At 62.9% G+C, this 18,731-nt stretch carries 7 protein-coding genes; 4 read left to right on the top strand and 3 right to left on the bottom strand.

Annotation, left to right across the window (positions count from 1 at the left end; translation table 11 throughout):
* Positions 1 to 133: 133 nt before the first annotated feature.
* Both ACVJGD_RS19195 and ACVJGD_RS19190 read left to right on the top strand, forming a co-directional pair.
* Positions 134 to 11,197, top strand: a complete 11,064-nt coding sequence (locus tag ACVJGD_RS19195; protein WP_456635814.1) for a filamentous hemagglutinin N-terminal domain-containing protein — start codon at positions 134 to 136, stop codon at positions 11,195 to 11,197.
* Complete coding sequence (locus tag ACVJGD_RS19190) at positions 11,155 to 11,727, top strand: filamentous haemagglutinin family protein (RefSeq protein ID WP_456635813.1); 573 nt, start codon at positions 11,155 to 11,157, stop codon at positions 11,725 to 11,727. Before ACVJGD_RS19195 ends, ACVJGD_RS19190 begins: the two co-directional genes overlap by 43 nt.
* A 564-nt stretch (positions 11,728 to 12,291) precedes the next feature.
* Here the strand turns inward: ACVJGD_RS19190 and ACVJGD_RS19185 are convergent.
* The 3 genes from ACVJGD_RS19185 to ACVJGD_RS19175 form a co-directional block, all read right to left on the bottom strand.
* Positions 12,292 to 13,719: a hypothetical protein gene (locus ACVJGD_RS19185; protein WP_456635812.1), complete on the bottom strand. Its 1,428-nt coding sequence runs from the start codon at positions 13,717 to 13,719 to the stop codon at positions 12,292 to 12,294.
* A gap of 438 nt (positions 13,720 to 14,157) precedes the next feature.
* Positions 14,158 to 15,642, bottom strand: a complete 1,485-nt coding sequence (locus ACVJGD_RS19180) for an ATP-binding protein (protein ID WP_456635811.1) — start codon at positions 15,640 to 15,642, stop codon at positions 14,158 to 14,160.
* Between the two features lie 20 nt (positions 15,643 to 15,662).
* On the bottom strand, positions 15,663 to 16,382 hold the full coding sequence (locus ACVJGD_RS19175) for a response regulator (protein WP_456635810.1): 720 nt from the start codon (positions 16,380 to 16,382) through the stop codon (positions 15,663 to 15,665).
* A gap of 703 nt (positions 16,383 to 17,085) precedes the next feature.
* Between ACVJGD_RS19175 and ACVJGD_RS19170 the strand changes: the two genes are divergently transcribed.
* The gene (locus tag ACVJGD_RS19170; RefSeq protein ID WP_456635809.1) at positions 17,086 to 17,964 is read left to right on the top strand and encodes a helix-turn-helix domain-containing protein; all 879 of its coding nucleotides are present in this window, start codon (positions 17,086 to 17,088) and stop codon (positions 17,962 to 17,964) included.
* 95 nt (positions 17,965 to 18,059) lie between these two features.
* Positions 18,060 to 18,731, top strand: coding sequence for a 2Fe-2S iron-sulfur cluster-binding protein (locus ACVJGD_RS19165; protein ID WP_456635808.1), 672 nt, complete (start codon positions 18,060 to 18,062; stop codon positions 18,729 to 18,731).

Genomic DNA, 18,731 nt, shown 5'->3' with positions numbered 1-18,731 from the left:
GTCGGTCTGAAAAAAATTGGCGCGGTACGTTGCGCACTTGCCGGTGCTCACTCGTCTATGGTCGTCGGAAAAGTCCGACGGTCGGCCGAAGCCATGGGGGTGGAGGCCGATAATCTGACGAGAGTGCCAATTCATGCTTCCGCCCGTTCTCGACGCCGCTCCGCGCTCTTTTTCCGCTCGTCGTCTCTCCAAGCGCGCCCTGCTATTCGCCGGCGTAAGTGCGGTCGCGCTGTTCGCGGCGGGTCACAGCGCGCTCTCCCGTCCCTTGGGCGGCCCGGCGCCAACTTCGTCCGCGCCGGCCATGGCGACCGCGCAGGCAGCCTCGCAGGCCGCGCAGCAGGCGATCAATTCGCTCAAGCAGGCCACGCAATCTATCCAGGCCATGCAGGCGGCGCAGCAGGCCGCCCGCGATCTCGCGCGGACCACACCGAGCACGGTACAAAACGGCTTGCGGCCGGGTGGTCTGGTGGTGATGCCGGGTGCGACGCCAGGCGCGACCGATGGCGGTGCTGGATTGTGGCAGGGCGCGAATCTGCCGACAGAGTCCTCGAATGGCGGCCGCACCCAGGTCACGGTCAAGCAGAACGAGCAGAAGGCTATACTGACCTGGAAGGAGTTCAATGTCGGCCGCGAGACGGATCTCTATTTCGACCAGCGCGCCGGCGGTGCTGACGCCAGCAACTGGATCGCGCTGAACCGTGTGGGTCCCGGCGCCGCGCCGAGCCAGATCCTCGGCTCCATCAAGGCCGAGGGGCAGGTCTACGTCATCAACCAGAACGGCATCATCTTCGGCGGTGCGAGCCAGGTCAACGTCGGCTCGTTGGTCGCGTCAAGCCTGAGCCTTTCCAATGCGCAATTCATGGCGGGCATCAACAAGGAGCTCTATGTTTTCAACGATCAGTCCGGCAATAGCATCGCGATGCCACAGTTCGGCTATCTCGGGCAGCCGCGGCCTGTAAACAATTTATCCATCTATAACCCGGGCCAGGTGCCGCGCACGGCGATCGGCGATGCGCCGGGTGATGTGCGGGTGGAGGCCGGCGCGCAGATTACGGCGGCGAGCGGCGGCAAGGCGATGCTGTTCGCGCCGCACGTCGTCAATTCAGGGCAAATTTTGGCGCCGGATGGCCAGGTAATCATGGCCGCCGGCGAGCAGGTCTATCTCAGGACCAGCACCGCCTGGCCTGATCCCGTTACCAACAAGAGCACCTTTCGTGGCCTTGATGTCGCGGCGTCATCGCCAATGCCCTGGATGTTCTCCTACGCTCAAGCGGCGCTTGAGACGGATGCCTTCAGTACCGCTGTCAGGAATACTGTTCTTCCCGAAATGGAGTTGCGCGCGGCTTCCATTGGCTATCGCGTGGTGAATACCGGCATCGTCGAGGCCGACCATGGCAACATCACCCTGACCGCCCGCGATGTCATGCAGAATGGCGCCCTGCTGGCGTCGACTGCGCTCAACAACCGTGACGGCTCGATCCGCCTGCAGGGCTTTGGCCAGGGCATGGGATGTTATTCGAGCTCATTTTGCGACCCGTCCGCTGGGCTCTTGTGGTTCTGGTCGACCGGCACGGTGACCCTGGCGCCGGGCAGCGTGACGGCAGTCATGCCGGATCTTTCCGACACAAGCGAGATCGAGCTGACATCGACGGGCACGCGCTACAGGCCGGGCCGCGTCGAATTGCGCGGCAATCTCATCAATGTCGAACGCGAAGCGAGCGTCATTGTCCCCGCCGGCACCATCAGCGTGGTGGCAAGTACCGATGGATGGGCTACCGACGAGCCCATCACCGGCGAGAGAAAGCGCGATGGCAGCCGCATCTATATCGGGGAGGATGCGTATCTCAGCGTTGCCGGATTGCAGGACATTATGATCGCGATGGAGCGCAATGTCGTTCAGGCCGAATTGCGCATCAACGAGCTGCGCGATTCACCGCTCTTCAAGGATTCCTGGCTGCGGGGACAAAAGATCTATGTTGACCGGCGCGCGAGCGGGACGTTTTCCGATGACCTGATGTCCGGCGTGCGGTGGGTGACGGACGAGAACGGCAATTACATTCCTGGAGCGTGGCAGGGAACGCCGCTTGCCGACGTGTCGGCGTGGGTCGGCGTGGGCAAGACCGATATCGCCGAACTGTCGACGCAGGGCGGTTCGATCACCCTGAAGTCGGCCGGCTCACTGATCACGCGGTCGGGCTCACTCCTTGATGTCTCGGGAGGCTCGGTCCGCTATGCGGATGGCTGGATCAAAACGACCAAGCTGATCGGCGCCGATGGGCGCATCTACGACATCGGAGAAGCCAGGCCGGACCAGGCCTACGTGGCTTTCGCAGGAGGCTTCACCCGCTCGCACGCCCGCTGGGACGTCACGGAGACCTGGACGAGCCCTCTCGGCAAGACGGGCGCTCGCTACGAGCGCGGTTACACGGAAGGCCGCAAGGCTGGCTCTATCCAGTTCTATGCGGCCGAAGGGATCGTGCTCGAAGGCGGCTATTGGGGCGGGGTTGTCGTTGGCGAGCGCGAGGCTGCCTCGGGCAAGCTGGCGCAGGCCGGTACATTGGCTTTTGGCGACAACGGCGATGATGCAAAGCAGTGGTTGCTTGGCAACCTGATCATATCGAACAGCCCAGTTCAATTGCCGGCAGACTTCAGCGCGACCACGCCGCTCGCATCTTTCTGGTATAGCGGCGCAAATTTGCCGAATGACGACTCATTCCTGCGCCGCACGACCTATCTCGATTCCGATGTGCTGGGTGCCGCGGGCTTCGGCAAGATTGACCTTTATGTCTCGAAGAGCTTCACGCTCGAGAAGGGCACGACCCTTGAGCTGGCGCCGCGCAGCTCGTTTACGGTTCAAGCCAATACCACGGACGCTTACAGCCAGGATTTCAGGGTCGACGGCGTGATCCGCTCGGCCGGCGGCAGCGTCAAACTCGATCAGGCGGAGAGGGTGTATTTCGGCTCCGGCGCCGCCATCGATGTCAGCGGTCAATGGGTCAATCAACGGACGGATGCCGCAACGGTATTGGCGCCGGTCATCGGCGGCGGCAGCATCGAGGTCATGAATGCACGGTTCGAGCCGGGCGCCGTCCTCGATGTCTCCGGCGGCGGCTGGTACAGACTGCAGAAGGGCAAGCTCGATCTGCGGGTCGGGGACGCAGGGAAGATCACTCTTGACGACATCGACGCTGCGGAACTGTTGAAGGCCGATCTGCGCGGCTATGCGGCGGGGTCGGGCGGCAGCCTGACCTTGACCACAGGCTCATCCCTCCAGATCGGAGGCGCGGCTCCAGCGCCCGCGGGCACCGTCCGTCTGGGGGAAACGCTGTACTCCGATCTCGGTTTCCGTTCGGTCCAGATCACTTCAGGCGGCGACATTAGCGTTGCGGACGGGGCCACCATCCGGCAACTCCCGCGCAGCGTCGACGTGACGGATGCTGCCCGCTTCGAGTCGGGGACGTCGATTGCCGATATCGGTCCGCTGGTCGTGCTGCCGTTGTCGCAGCGCGCGGACTTCGCGCCGACGTTGCTCTCGCTCACGGGCCGCAATGTGACGATTGGAGCCGGGGCCACGGTTGCGACCGATGTCGGCGGCAGCATCACCGTTGCGGTTCAGAGCAATACACCCGGCGGCACGATCAAGATCGGCGGCCGGCTGGAGGCGCTGGCCGGAAAGATCAACATCATCTCGGCAGTTTCGGCGACGGTCACTGTCGCCGGCACAGCGGCGCTGGTGGCGAGCGGCGTGCCGCGCATCGAAACGGATGGCCGTGGACAGCGCGATGGTGTTGTGCTCGGCGGCGGCTCGGTGACCTTCGATGCGAGTTCTATCGCCCTGGAATCGGGTTCGCTGATCGACGTCTCGGGCGCCAGCGGCGAGATCGATGTGCCTGCGGGCGGGGCGCTCGGATCACGCGGGAACGTGCCAGTCAGGCTTGCCAGCAACGGCGGCTCCATTTCGGTCAAGGGCCAGGGACTGATTGATGGAACGTGGCGCGGGCAAGGCGGTGGCAGCGGCGCACGCGGCGGTGCCATATCGTTGTCCACCACGACGGCGCCTCTGATCCTGTCCGACAACGCGGCTGTGCAAGCGGGGTTGGTTTTCCGTCCGGCAATCCTTCAATCGTCCGGTTTCACCGATCTCACTCTCAATGCAATCGGCAGCTCCGTTCGGCTCGAGGGCGTCGACCTCACGCTTGGGAGCTCGATCTCGATCAGCGGCGCGCTGGTCAATGGCAACGGCGTCGATTCGCGCCTGTCGGCACCGTACATTGCTCTCTATGGGACGTCTGCCGCCGCCCCCGCATCGAACGGCACACTGACGCTCGCCGCCACCGTCATCGACGTCAAGCAGGCGGCCATCCGCGGCTTCGCGCAGGCGGTCCTGGAAGCGACCGATATTCGGCTCACTCCCTACAGCGAAGGGCAGTCGGTTTCGCTCGACATGGCCGGCGTTTTGGTCTTGAGGGCTGCTCAAATCTATCCAGCCTCGCAAACGAGCGCGACGATCAAGGCGAGCGAGAAGATCATCGTCGAGCGGAACGGCATCGCCGGTGTGGTGCTGTCGGCGGGAGGCTCCTTGACGCTGGAGGCGCCGGTGATCGAGCAGGGCGGCACGCTCAAGGCGCCGTTCGGCCAGATCGTTCTGAAGGCCACCGACGAGTTGACCCTTGGTGCGGGCAGCGTGACCTCTGTTACCGGTGACGGCCTGCTTCTGCCTTACGGCAATCTCGGCAACAACGAGAACTGGACCGTGAGCACCGGTAGCGGTGCGCCGGCCATCGTCACGAGCCCGCCGGAAAAGCGCATTACGCTCGATGCCCCGAGCGTCAATCTTGCGGCCGGATCCGTTGTCGACATCCGCGGCGGCGGCGATCTCTATGCGTGGGAGCATGTGCCGGGACCCGGCGGTTCGCATGATGTGCTGACGCGCCCGGGAATGTACGCGATCATGCCGGCGCTGGGCCCGGTGACAGCGATCGGCGACCGCATCTGGCTCGACGGCGGCAACGGTATCTCCGCCGGGTGGTACACGCTCCTGCCGGCACGCTACGCGTTGCTGCCAGGCGCTTACGCCATCCAGATGATGAGCGGCTCACAAGGTGCGCCGGTTCGGCGAACGGTGGACTTGACCGACGGTTCCGCGATCATGACCGGCTATGGTGGCAACGTGCTCGACGGCAGCCATGATCAGATGCCGTCGTCATGGCGCGTGATGTCGGGCGACGTCGTCCGCAAATACAGCGAATACAACGAAGCCTTCGGCAATACGTTCTTTGCCTCCGACGCATTCAAGCAGACCCAGTATCGCCTGACCGGCAAGGAGATCGTCACGCCGAGGCTCCCCATGGATGGTGGAGCCGTGCTGTTCAAGGCGACGCGCGATCTGATCCTGAACGGGCAATTGCGCTCGCAGGCGGCGAATGGCGGCCGCGGCGGCTTGGTGGATATAGCGGCGGAGAAGATCGCGGTCGTCGGGGCGGAACAGGATGCAGGCGATCTGCGCACCAACGGGTATCTCGTGCTCGACGCCACCAGCCTGTCCAACTTCGGCGCCGGCAGTCTCTTGCTCGGCGGCGTGCGCAGCGGCGACACGCGCGGCTTGCGGGTGGATGTGACCGCCGACGATATCGTCCTTCGCAACAGCAGCAGCTCGGCATTGACGGGGTCGGAGATCATCCTGGCCGCGAGCGAGACGATCGACATCGGCGCCGGCAGCGTCATCGCCGCGAGCGGTACTGCGCCGAGTGGCGCAGGCGATCTCGTGATGACGCCGCAGGCTCCGACGCGGGATTGGGGCGCGCTGATCCGGCTGTCCAACGGCGATGCGGTGCGGGTGATCCGCGAGAATGTGGACCTTTCGGCCGGAGGCGTGGTGACGATCGGCGCGGGAGCGACGCTTGCGGGCGGCAAGGCGCTGCTGATTGACGCTACCCGCAACACCTACATGCAATCTGGCGCACAGCTTTCGGGCGCGACCTTGTCGGTCGCCTCGGGCCGCATCGGCTTTGGCGGCGGCAGCGGCCTGGTGCTCGATCAGGCCGCGTTGGCCATGCTTCGCAACACGCAGAATCTGATTCTGCGCAGCTATACAAGCATCGACTTCCACAATGCCGTGGATTTGTCCGGCCTGCGTGCGGTGACCTTCGATGCGGCAGTTATCGCCGGCTACGGCACGAACAGTATCGATGTCGTCGCCAACCGGCTGGTGCTGGAGAATTCGACGAGTACCTTCAGCGAGCCGACCGGCGCCGGCCATGGTAGCTTGAATCTCGTCGCGGAGGAATTGGCTTTCGGTCAGGGCGCCAAGGCGCTGCGCGGATTCGACGCGGTTGTGCTGACCGGCACGACACGCATCGTCGGCGAAGGCAAAGGCTCGCTCGATGCCGGCAACGCCGCAGTGACATTGCACGCGCCGCTTCTGACCGGCCGGAGCGGCGCCGCACAATCGCTGACGACGACTGGCGGGCTCACCGTTGCAGCGTATGGGACGACCGCACCGGCGCGAGACCAGGACAGCCTCGGTTCACGCTGGAGCTTGACCGGAAGTTCTATTCTCTTCGGCGGGCGCGCCGATGCGCTGGGCGGCGGTGTTGAGCTGACCGCCACGCATGGCGACGTGATCCTCGCTGAGGGCGCACTGATCGATGTCGGCGGCTTTGGCAAGCAATTCTTCGACGTCGCCGAGTATACCAACGCGGGGCGCATCGCGCTGACGGCTGTCGGTGGTTCCGTGCGGATGCGTACGGGCGCTGTGCTCGACCTCGCCGCACAGCCGGGTGGCGGCGGTGCGGGTTCGCTCGCCATCACCTCGGATGGCAGCCAAGTAGGGCTCGACGGCGCGATCAAGGCGCAGGCAGCGGCTGGGCAGCGTGGTGGCTCGTTCTCGCTCGACATCGCGCAACTGCCGAACTTCGCGGCGTTGAACCAGCGCCTGAACGAGGCGGGCTTCTCCAGGTCGCGCGACTTCCGCATCCGCACCGGCGACGTCACGGTGGACGGCACGACGGTGACTGAGTCGTTCACGCTGGCTGCGGACCATGGCCGCGTGACCATCGCCGGCACGATCGATGCGCGCGCCCGCTACGGAGGTTCGATCGCCATCCATGGCGGCAATGGTCTCACCATGACCAACACCGCCGTGCTGCAGGCGGGCGCCATCGATACCGTGGATCACCTCGGCTCCGGCCGCGTGACGCTCGGCATCTCGGACGGCACGCTCGCGGTGCAGGGCGGCCTGATCGACGTGGCCGGTGGTGAAGGGGGCAAGGTCACCCTGCGTGCGCCGGTGATCGTGCAGCCGGGCGCCGACACCGTCAACGTCGCGTTCGCCGGCAGCATTGCCGGCGCGCGCGAGATCGTGCTCGAAGGCTTCAAGCGGTTCGATCTCGCGAGCCTTGCGAGCAACCCCAACTTCGTCGGCGTGAACATCAACGGCAGCGGGCAGGCCGAACTCGATCTCGCCGCCACGGCCGCGGGCAAGCTCAACGTGCTCGCAGATTACGGCGCCGGCACGCTGGTGGAATTCGTGCGCGATTTCGACGTCTCGGCGGCTTATGGCGCGCTGGGCGGCCTGGCGAGCCAGTCGAATTTCCATGCGCGTCCCGGCATGGAGCTCAACTATGCCGGCGACATCGTGCTCAAGTCGAACTGGAATCTCGGCGCTGGCACTGTCAATCAGGCTTCCGCGATTGCGGCCGGCATCATGGCCATCGATCCATTGCTGGGTAAGGCTTACGTGGTCCCCGGTCAGGAAGGCAGGCTGCTGCGCGACCACACCACGATGGTCTACCGCACAGGCGGCAGTATCCTCGGCGAATCCGGCGTGCTGACGTTGCGCGCCGAAGGCAACATCGATCTCAAAGGCAGCATCAGCGACGGCTTCTTCCAGTTCAGCGACACGTTCGACAGCAAATACATCGAGATCAACAAAACGACCGGCTCGGCGCTGACGCTCGTCCTCAACGGCGGTCGCAACAACACGACCAATAACCTCACGACCTACAGCAACTCCCTAACGGCCCTTCCTTCCGCTTATGCGGGTATCAGCTTCTCGACGACCGGCATTCTAAAGACCCAGACCTCAGTGACGCGGGTCACCGCGGCCCCGTTCAATGCTGCAGCGAATACGCCTGCCGCCACGTCACCAAATGAACTCGGCAATGCGGTGCTATTGCCTTCTATCACCAAGACGGACGGGACCACGGTGGCTGCGACATCCTGGAGCGAGACTCTCGTGGCCGGCGCCGCGCCGGTGGGCCAGAGCGCCGACCCAACGCGCCGCGCTGCTGGCGCTGCCGGCAGTATTACCCTGAGCAGCCAACCGCCCATCTCATATGTCAGCGGCGGGACAGCCGTCTTCGACACGACCCTCGTTGACGTCGATCCGGGCTACAACGCCATTCTTAAGCCGAACGCAGCGGGCGCAACTGTGAGTCCAACGTCCTGGCTCTCGACCCTCGAGACCGCGGCAGGCACGCGCCTGAATGCGAATTCAACCGCAGTCATCAATGTTGGGGGGACTGGTGAAGCCGGCTACACGTATCTGATGAACTTGTGGAACACCTACGCGGCAGCGAAGGGAGTAACCGACTATAAGCTCATCACCGCCGCCAGCCGGATCAACATCGTAACGAAGTACTCAACCTTCGCGGATTTCTATACGACACAGATCCTCCCAAACCTGCGTACCATCGCGCTCCTGTATTCGTCGGTCCAGCCCGGCACAACGACGAGCACGATGACTCCAATGACGGCCGTGCGCACCGGAACGGGTGACATTGCCATCGCCGCAAACGGCGACATCAGGCTGAACGGTGCCGCATCGATCTATACCGCTGGCCGGCGGGATCTGGCGCGGCTCGACGATTTCACGACCGCACCTGACAGCGCTACGTTCGGCGTCGGGGGCGGGCATCTCCAGATCGCGACTGGCGGCAATATCGAGGTGACGCTTCCGGCCGATCGTACCCAGATGCAGCACTACACGGAGTGGCTGAAGAAGCAGGGAGCCACCGATGCATCTTACGTGTTCGGACCCTACAACCATTCGGCATTGGGACTTCAGCCGGCCCGGCAAAGCGCCTGGTGGATCGATTACGGCAATTTCGAGCGTGGCGTTGGAGCGCTTGGCGGCGGCAACGTCGCGGTCAGCGCGGGCGGCGATCTGCTCAATCTGCTGGTTGCACTGCCGACCAATGGCCGTGTGCGCGGCGGACGCTCGATCGACGAGCGCAAGCTGCTAGAGGTGCGCAATGGCGGATCGATGTCGATCGAGGCGGGCGGTGCGATCAAGGCCGGCTATTACTATGTCGGGCGCGGGGCCGGCACGATCGCGGCGGCTGAATTCGATTTTGGCCGGTCGGTCAACGTCCGCGTTCAGCAGAACATACTGACTACCTATCCGATCGCACCCATCCTGTCTCTCGGCGACGCAACGCTGGATGTGCACACAGCCGGCGATCTCACATTGCAGACCATGCTCGACCCGTTGCTCGTCGGCAAGGGTGAAGGCAATGAATTGGCCTATATGAGCGGCCAGACCGAACGCACGGCGTTGAGCCTCACCTCGACCGGCGGCGACGTCATGATTGTCGGTCAGGTTGAATATCTGTCGAAGGACATCAATTTTGTGACCTCCCCGACCGCGGCGCGTTACTATTCCAAGGTGAACGAACTGGCGGGAAACCTCTATCCGTCAAGGGTTCGCATCACGGCGCTGAATGGCTCTGTCATCAACGCCGGCCAGATCTACACTCTGCCGGGCAGCAGCCCGGAGCTGCGAATCCTTGCCGGAAATGACGTCTATCCAGGGGCAATCGTCATGTCCCGCGCGACGCCGGCGATGATCCCGTCTCCGTTGGAGCCCGTGGGGGGCGACGGTGCGGTGATCCAGTTGCCGAGCTATTATAATTTCCACACCGTTCTCTACAACGACATCGTCGCTCCGCCCTCTAATCTGAACGGTCATCAATTGCATCTCTATCCTCTGCGCAATCCCGAACACCTGCCGAACGAGAAGGACTACGAGCCCAGCCGGATCTACGCGCTGTCCGGGTCGATCATCGGCTCGCCGAAACCTGTGCAAGGAGTCGGAACGTCGCCGGCCATCACAACGAACGAGGCAACGTGGTTCCGGGCTGGCATGGATATTCGCAGCCTTGACTATGGGCTGCGCAATATTCGAGCGACGGACGTCTCCTTGCTGGAAGCCGGCAATGACATCATCGGCGGTACCAACCCGTTCCAATCAGTCCTGGTCGGCGCACGCTATGGCGGGCAGGTCGAGATCTTGGGGCCTGGTGCGCTGGTGCTCTCGGCGGGACGCGACGTCTACGGCACCGATCTTGTGCTCTACAGCCGTGGAAATCAGGGCTACGACACGAGCAACCGGGTCCTTCCCGACACCAAGATCGCGGGGCTTCCCGACGACGGCGCTGCGATCACGGTGATGGCGGGATTGAAGGGCAAGCGGCCCTCCTACGACGCCTTCCTGGCGGCCTATCTCGATCCGGCGAATGTCGCTTCGATGCCGGATTACCTCAAGACGACGCTACCCGATGGCACGGTGGTGCCGCTCTATCTCACCAACGCCTTCGAGACCCGCAACAGCGGCTCCGTGAAGATGGTGCGCACCGGTCTCGTCGCCTTCATTGAAGATATGACCGGCGAAAAGCTGGCACCGCTCGACGCCTGGGCGCGGTTCAAGACGCTGCCGCAATTCACGCAGGAGCGCTTCCTGCGCCAGGTCTATTTGCAGGAGCTGCGCGAGGCGGGGTCGGACCAGAACACGCCCGGCGAAGACGGTCGGCCGCGCAACGGCGGTTATAACCGCGGTTATGCGGCGATCGACGAACTGTTCCCTGGCCACGACTGGAAAGGCAACGTGACCATCGGCAATGCGCTGTTCCGCACCATGGCGGGTGGCGACATTGAGGTGCTGACCCCGGGCGGCGGTTTGCAGGTCGCGGCGTTGTCTACCGACGCAGGTCCAGGCTACGGCCTGGTTACGCTGGGCTATGGCAGCATCAATATCTTCGCCCATGACGATGTCGTCGTGAACCGCTCGCGCATCCTGACCTTTGCCGGCGGCGACGAGACGATCTGGTCGACGCTGGGCGACATCGATGCGGGCGCGGCGCCAAGACGACACGCGTGCCGTCGGCACCGGAGGTCCAGACCGACGTCAATGCGGTGACGAAAGTGCTGGAGAAAGCCGACATCGCCGGCAGCGGCATCGGCACGATCATCGGCTTCACCGGCATCGAGGAGGGTGACGTCAACCTGATCGCGCCGCAGGGCACCGTCAATGCCGGCGACGCCGGCGTACGGGTAAGCGGCAATCTCAATCTTGCGGCGCGCTTTGTTGTCAACGTGGACAACATCCAGGTCTCGGGTCAAGTCAAAGGCATGCCGAAGGTGGAGACCAAATCTGCACCGCTCACGATCGAGACCAAGGACAAGGCCGCGGCTGACGCCGTAAAGGACGCAACCCAGCAGGCGCCGTCGGAGCGGCCGTCGGTGATCATCGTCGAGTTTCTCGGGTACGGCGGCGGCGACGGCGGTTCAAATCGCCCGGAAGAGGACGAAGGCCGGACGCGGCGGGATCGACGAAGCTACAATCCGAACAGCGCGGTGCAGTATGTTGGAGCCGGTTCGCTGAATGACGAACAGCGGCGACAACTGATCGAGGAAGGGCGTCCCGCTGCGCCGGCAATCGGACCTTGACAAGTTTCCTTGATCGGGCCGCCTCGCATGGAGCACGTGGACCGTGCTCCTTTCGAGAAGTCACGAGCGGTCCCCCTGCGTGGCCGGGTCGAAGGGTATAAGGCGCGCCGGTTCTCGATGCGCTTACGCGGGAAATGATCACCCACTCGATTTCTGAGGCCGTGTTCATGGGCGATCGGGTCGTCGTGATGTCGCCGAGGGCCAGGTCGAGTGGTTGCCGAGGTCGATATTGCGTTGCCTCGGCCAAGACATATCGAAACGCTTAGTGGAGAAGCCTTTGTCGCCTACACGGGGCAGCTTCGGCGGTCGCTCGATATAGGCTCGTCTGGGAAGGAGGGGGCGTAATCGATGCAAGTTGAACAAGCGCAGAGCGCAACAATCGCCGATCCGACTCGGTTTCGAAAAGGCAGGTCAATACGCTCTTTTCTTTCAGATACAGCGATCTCGGTCCTCGGCTTTCTGAGTGGCGCACCAAGCCGCCGAATGCAGCCGTCTCTGCGATTTCCCACGCCTTCACGCGACGACGGTTCGAGAGCTGGGGCCCGGCAACCACTCGGCCTTCGTTCATCGCCTCAATTCGCTGAGGCCCAATTCTGTCCATAGCCAGCCGAAGCTGTAATTGGCCATCGGGCCATCTCGGTCAGCGGACTTCGCCGTCCGGTTCTCCATCATCTTGAGCCACTCGACGACTTTGATCCGTCCGCTGTCCGTCTTGACCGCGGCGCGAGGCGTTTCCCCTCCAAGCATGGGAACCGGTTGATCGAGCACGTCGCGGTAGTGCCGGTCCATGTAATCATGGACGATGGCACGATGCTCCTCCTCGGGAATATCGACCTGGTGCGGCGCCCCAGAATCGCGTGATGCCGTGATTTGCTCGATCAATTCCGTTTTGATCGAGGGTTGCAGGAGGCATCCGCCGAGCACGTCGGACAGCAGCGCGCATCCGCGGTCGCAACGCTGCTTCGAATTGACGCTGAGCACCAGCGTCTTGTCGTCCAACCGTACATCTCCGAGCACGAGCTTGCCGTCGTCGGACCATGTTTCGAAGGTGAGCGTTTCCTGTGACGGCTCGCCGTGATCCGATGCTGCTGCGGCCGGCTTGGCCGCGTCCTTTCCTGCGCCGACCCAGCTCCAGGACGTCGCGCTCGTGCGACGAAACTCCGGACATGCCTGCAGAACGGCGCGGATGTCGTCGGCCGTCGCGGCGGCGGCGAGCGGATAGCGCGCTTCGCACAGCATCAACTGGTCCCCCTCGGCGTTCCGCAGTTCGGGAATCCTCGGTGCCTGGATACGGTCAATTGCGTCGACGAGCCAAAATGTCGTGAACATGGGAGCGATTGCGCGTAGCCTCTCGGTCGGAGAAAGGTCCGAGAATGCTTCGTCATCGAAGTCGTATCCGTTCGCCTCGGCAAACTCCTGCTTCTCCTTGCTGCTGAACGAGTCGAACTTCCGAACGGCCTCGACCAGGATTTCCGATGTCTCGTGGTCGAATGGCAGGACGCCGCCACCGATCTGCAGTCGCGATCCCACCTGAACGACGCGGGCGGCAATGCGGTCCCACGGCTTGAGGCTTTGGGTAGCGCTGCGCTCGCTGATGAGGACCGGCTCGCCGCCGCGGATCAGGTCGCGCGCCCGAAACGAGGTGCCGCGGACAATATCGCTGACCTCATAGAGGCTCATCGCCGAATTTCGCAGCGCGGCCATGTAGGTGCGAACCGACGCGGTTTCCTTCCAACCGCGGCGTTTGAGATAGTCGTCGATCGCGTTTTCGCCGTCGTCGAATTCACGGGTCAGGAAGTCTTCGAAAGCGCAGGCCCACACCATGCTCATGAACAGGTCTTCGCCAATGGTCGAGACTATATCATCGATCTCGAGGCCGGTTTCGTCGCAGGTTTGCATGAGGTGATCTTCAAGGATCGCCTCGAACCTACCGGCCCAGCGCTCGCGCGTGGACCACTTTATCAGCCCCTCGAGCATATGCTTGCTGGCCATATTCCTGCTCGCGTCACAAATCCCGATCGCTGCCTCGAATGCGACCGCGCCGCAGGTTAGCAAGCGCACGCCGTCGGTTCGACCCGGAACCGGATCGTTCGGACGAAATCAACGATTTTTTGTAGTGCCAGCGCTGGCCCGGCGATCAGGCTGGCGACGCGAGGCGCAAGGGAAGATTGTAATGCGATTTCAATAGTGTAGGAGTTCGCGGTTTTGTTCTGGGTGGCGCGGCAAGATCATGCTTTTCCGCGCCAATCTACGATTTTGTGTGTTTGGGTTCGCCGGACAGTAAGGCGGGCCGCCTTCTCATCCACTACAATTTCGCAAGCTCTCGACGGCAGGGCTCGGTGGTGCTCCGAGTGTGATCAGGCTCGGCCGATATTCTGGATCAATTTCAAGCGAGCGCATTTTGGGCAGGGCATCGTCTCGATCGAATACTCACGCAGAAACGCTGCGGGTTGCCGGTTCGAGAGCGTTGATATTGTCCTTCACTCCTGCGACCGCGATTCGAGGGCTGATGGGAGGGGGTCCGCCATCCAGCGGTGGCAGGCTGATGGCCGCGCGCAGTCCCTTCTGCTGGTTGATCAATGTGATATCTCCGCCATGGTGGCGGACTATGGTCCGCGCAATGGAAAGACCAAGACCGACGCCCCCGGTTTCGCGGTTGCGCGAATTCTCCATCCGGAAAAAGGGCGTGAAAACCTGCTCCTTGGCGCCATCGGGAATACCCGGTCCATCATCCGAGACGATGATCTCGATGCTGTCTGCCCGCCTCTCCACGCTGACCCGTGCCCGCTCGCCGTAACGGATGGCATTTTCGACGAGGTTGCGGCACGCGCGGCGGAGCGCGTCTGGCCGGCAGCTATAGCTGATCTTCACTCCTTCCGAAAACGAGACGTCGTAACCGAGTTCGGCGAGATCGTCGCAGAGACTTCCCACGAGAGCGGAGAGGTCCACCGTACGTGTGGCTTCCGCGGTCGCATCCTCGCGAGCGAATGCGAGGGTTGCCTCCGTCATCGTCTGGATCTCTGAAATCGTGGAGAGCATTTTCTCCCGCACGTCCTGATCGGGTACGAATTCTGCGCGCAAACGGAGTGAGGTCAGAGGCGTGCGCAGATCATGGCCGATGGCGGCCAGCATTCTGGTTCGATCGTCGACGAAACGATGCAGGCGTGCCTGCATGCGATTGAATGCCTCGGCCGTACGTCGGATGTCGTCGGGACCGGTTTCCGGCAGCGGTACGATCTCCTGACCGCGACCAAGGGCTTCGGCCGCTATGGCCAGGCGACGCAATGGTTGCGCGATGCCGCGCGCAGCGAATACGGCAATGATCGACAACAACAACGCCGATAGGCCGAGCGTTACGGTGGATTGCGAAGTCCAGAAGCCGTCTTGCGCGGGTTTGGCAAATGCAGTGTTCAGCCAGGCGCCGTCCGCCAACTGAACCGCCAAACCCATGCCGGTGGCGTCATCGAGGTAAAGGAATTTCGCAGGTCGGGACAGCGGCCAGGCTTCCGGCTTTAGATCGATCCATTGCGAGGAGGTGGCGCTGCTGCTGCTGGCCGTATTTCGCGCGAAATCCGGTTTCACCTCGATCGGCGCGCTGTGGCCGGGAAAGGTTACGCGCGGCAATGGTTGTGCCAAACGCTCCCACGCCTCCTCCCGCCACTCGGGGGCATCCTTCAGGCCGTTGGTCGATATCCAATATCTCGCTGAACTGGTGTTGCTGGCGTTCAGGATGTCGGACTGGAGCGCTGGAGGCGTCGCCTCCAAGACCCGCGCAAGCGAGGCGCACCGGCTGAATATCTCGCCCTTGGCGGCCTTCCGGATTGCCTGCCCGTGCTCATCCCAGGAAATGAAGAACACGACTGCCTGCGACAGCATGAGCGACAGCAGCGTGAAACAGATGAAGCGGGCCGCCAAGCTGCGCTTCCACAAGCTCATCATGGCTGTTCGACCTGTGCGACGAGGCTGTATCCACCGCCCCAGTGAGTCTTGATCAAGGCGGGTACTTTCGGGTCGGCCTCGATCTTCTTCCGCAAGCGACTGACCTGATTGTCAATGCTCCGGTCGAACGGATCGGCGTCCCGGCCGACCGTCAGGTCCAGGAGCTGATTGCGGCTGAGTACCAGACCGGGATGATCGACAAAGGCGCACAGGAGGCGGAACTCCGCCGTGCTGAGCGGCACGGCAACGCCATCGTGTCCGACTAGCTCGCGCCGGCTGACGTCAAAAGTCCACCGATCGAAACGTACGATCCTGGTCGCGAGCCGACCTTTCTGCGGCGGCAGGCTTTGGACTCGTCGAAGCACCGCTTTGATGCGGGCGAGGAGTTCGCGCGGATTGAATGGCTTGCACACATAGTCATCGGCGCCCACTTCGAGGCCGACGATACGATCGGTCTCCTCCGCCATGGCCGTCAACAGGATAACGGGAAGGTCCGTGGTGCTGCGCAGATGGCGGCAGAGCGACAATCCGTCCTCGCCCGGCATCATGACGTCAAGAACCACCAGGTCAAAAGCACTTCGTTCCAGCAAACGGCGAAGTGCGACAGCGCTCTCCGCAAGGCTGATGCGGTAGCCATGCTGCGTCAGGTATTTGCCGACGAGGTCGCGGATGTCGCGATGATCGTCCACGACGGCGATGTGCGGTGCCGAGTCCATCCAGTTGCTCCGTTCCGCATCATACCGAAGTCCAGCGCCCAACCCACCGGAAAAGTGTAACAGAATGTATCGGTTGCGTAGGGTCGACTGAAATCAAATGCTTGCTGCACAGCTTCCCTGATGGCCTCGTGGCGTCGGGTCAAGACCGCAACATGCCGATCTATTTTGAGGGAACCGTCCCGATGCGCTGTCAGCGAAACCGGCTCCAACCTGTCGCGAACTATGCAATGCAGCGTTCCTGAGACAGATCGCGACAATTGCCGGTAGCGGTCGGCAAAGTTCTGCGACAACCAGATCCCATCGTGCGCACGTTCAACGAAGCAGGAGCGCTACATGTGCGATGCGATGGATGCCGTTTCTCGCGGGGCAGTTCCGGAAATCTCGAGAGGGGCATCAGCCGGGAGCGACGAAGACGACGCCACACGGAAGGAGCTGTTTCTTTGCAGAGCCGCATTTCGGATCAGTTGGCTGCTCGTCCTCGTGTTGCGGAATGCGTCTACCTCGGCCGCGCCCCTGGATCTGGCATATGGCGGGGGTAGCATGGCCATTTCCCGCCTCGTGACGGAGGGCGACAGTTTGAGGTCCGAGCCAGATCTCAAGCTCGTATGTGGAGGTGCCCGACTTTTCTTCATCAAATAATAGGACACGCGGCCCATTTCGGTGAGGCCAAGCGAATTGAGTAGATCAACCAGAGGTACCTGCCATGGCTTTGACCCCGATGATCGGAGAGGGAGAACTCCGCGTCATAGGCGACACCCGATCGGAGCCGCCGGACACGTGTTCATGGCTTGATGGCGCAATCGTCTTCGATCATCGCCGCTGGTCCTGCCAGGAAGCTGAACTAACCTGGACGGCGCCTTCGCATCTGATCGTGCTGACCCATGCGGGCAAGACCGCGCGAACGCGGATTTCGTGCTCCGGCGAACTCGTCTATGACGGCCGAGACAGGCCGGGCGCGCTTTCTTTCATCCCCGCAGGTGTCGAGCGCTCCGGCAGCTATGGCGAGCCGGATCTCGTCTACTCCGCCCTTTGGCTCGATCACGCTCGGTTCAGGCACGAGCGTTCGGCGGAGACGTTGCCGATATTGGTGAATCGCGCCGATGCCGTTATCGCGGCGCTCCTTACTGCGCTGCATGAGGACATTGCATCCGGCGGCAAGCCGGACACCGCCTATGTCGAGCATCTCGCCGCCATTGCGATGCATCGGGTCATGGCGCTCGACGGCGGAAAACCCCGTCCAAACGGACATGGCGTGCTCTGCAAGGCGACGCTCCGCAGGATACAGGAGTATGTCGAGGAGCACCTCAGCGGAGAGATCAGGCTGAGCGATCTCGCGGCGATCGCGGATATGGAGATCGACTCCTTCGCGCGCCGCTTCAGAACCGCGACCGGAATGGCTCCCTATGCCTTCGTGATCGAGCGGCGGATTCGTCGCGCCGAGCAGCTTCTTGCCGATCCCGACCACCAACTTGCGCTGATCGCGGCCAGACTGGGCTTCTCCAGCCAGAGCCATTTCACCACGGCATTCAAGCGCGAGCGCGGCATGACGCCTCGAGCCTACCGGCAACAGCTTTTTTCCTGAATCCTGTAACACTGCCGGAATCCTGAAAGAACGCCCGAAGCCGGCCCACCATCTTACGTCGAGCGAGCACTTGATGCGCAAGGAGCAAGTTCGACATGGCCGATTGCAAGGACCGACGCCCGACCAATGACGGGCCGACACGACGGAGCGTCATTCAAGGGTCCGCGGCAGCGACGGCGCTGCTCGCTGTTGGGGTCTCCGATCCTGTGCCGGCGCTCGCTCAGCTTGGCGGTCGTGTCGAGCCAACAGCCGGAACGGCGAGGCTCCCCGTAAGTCTAACGATCAACGCCAGCCTGACTTCAGTCGAACTCGATCCGCGCACCACGCTGCTGGATGCGCTGCGCCATCAGCTTGGCCTGACGGGTTCCAAAAAGGGCTGCGACCATGGCCAGTGCGGTGCCTGCACCGTCCTGATCAACGGCAGGCGGGTCAATTCCTGCCTGACGCTTGCGGTCATGCATCAAGGCGACGAGATCACGACGATCGAAGGATTGGCGAGGGGCGAGGCGCTGCATCCGATGCAGGCCGCGTTCATCGCGCGCGACGGCTTCCAGTGCGGCTATTGCACGCCAGGCCAGATCTGCTCGGCCGTCGGCATGCTGAACGAAGCCAAGGCCGGCTGGCCGAGCCATGTCACGGACGATCTCGTTGCGCAGACCACGCTGAGCGATGCCGAAATTCGCGAGCGCATGAGCGGCAATATCTGCCGTTGCGCCGCCTATCCCAACATCGTCGCCGCCATTCGCGACGTTGCCGAGAGGACATGA

The sequence above is a fragment of the Bradyrhizobium sp. USDA 10063 genome, from assembly GCF_054063735.1.
Note: the sequence above shows the minus strand (reverse complement) of the source record. Positions and strands in the feature narration are given on the sequence as shown.

Coding starts and splice junctions, on each gene's coding strand:
- ACVJGD_RS19170 (WP_456635809.1), top strand. CDS start 17,086: ATGGCTTTGACCCCGATGATCGGAGAGGGAGAACTCCGCGTCATAGGC.
- ACVJGD_RS19175 (WP_456635810.1), bottom strand. CDS start 16,382: ATGGACTCGGCACCGCACATCGCCGTCGTGGACGATCATCGCGACATC.
- ACVJGD_RS19165 (WP_456635808.1), top strand. CDS start 18,060: ATGGCCGATTGCAAGGACCGACGCCCGACCAATGACGGGCCGACACGA.
- ACVJGD_RS19185 (WP_456635812.1), bottom strand. CDS start 13,719: ATGGCCAGCAAGCATATGCTCGAGGGGCTGATAAAGTGGTCCACGCGC.
- ACVJGD_RS19195 (WP_456635814.1), top strand. CDS start 134: ATGCTTCCGCCCGTTCTCGACGCCGCTCCGCGCTCTTTTTCCGCTCGT.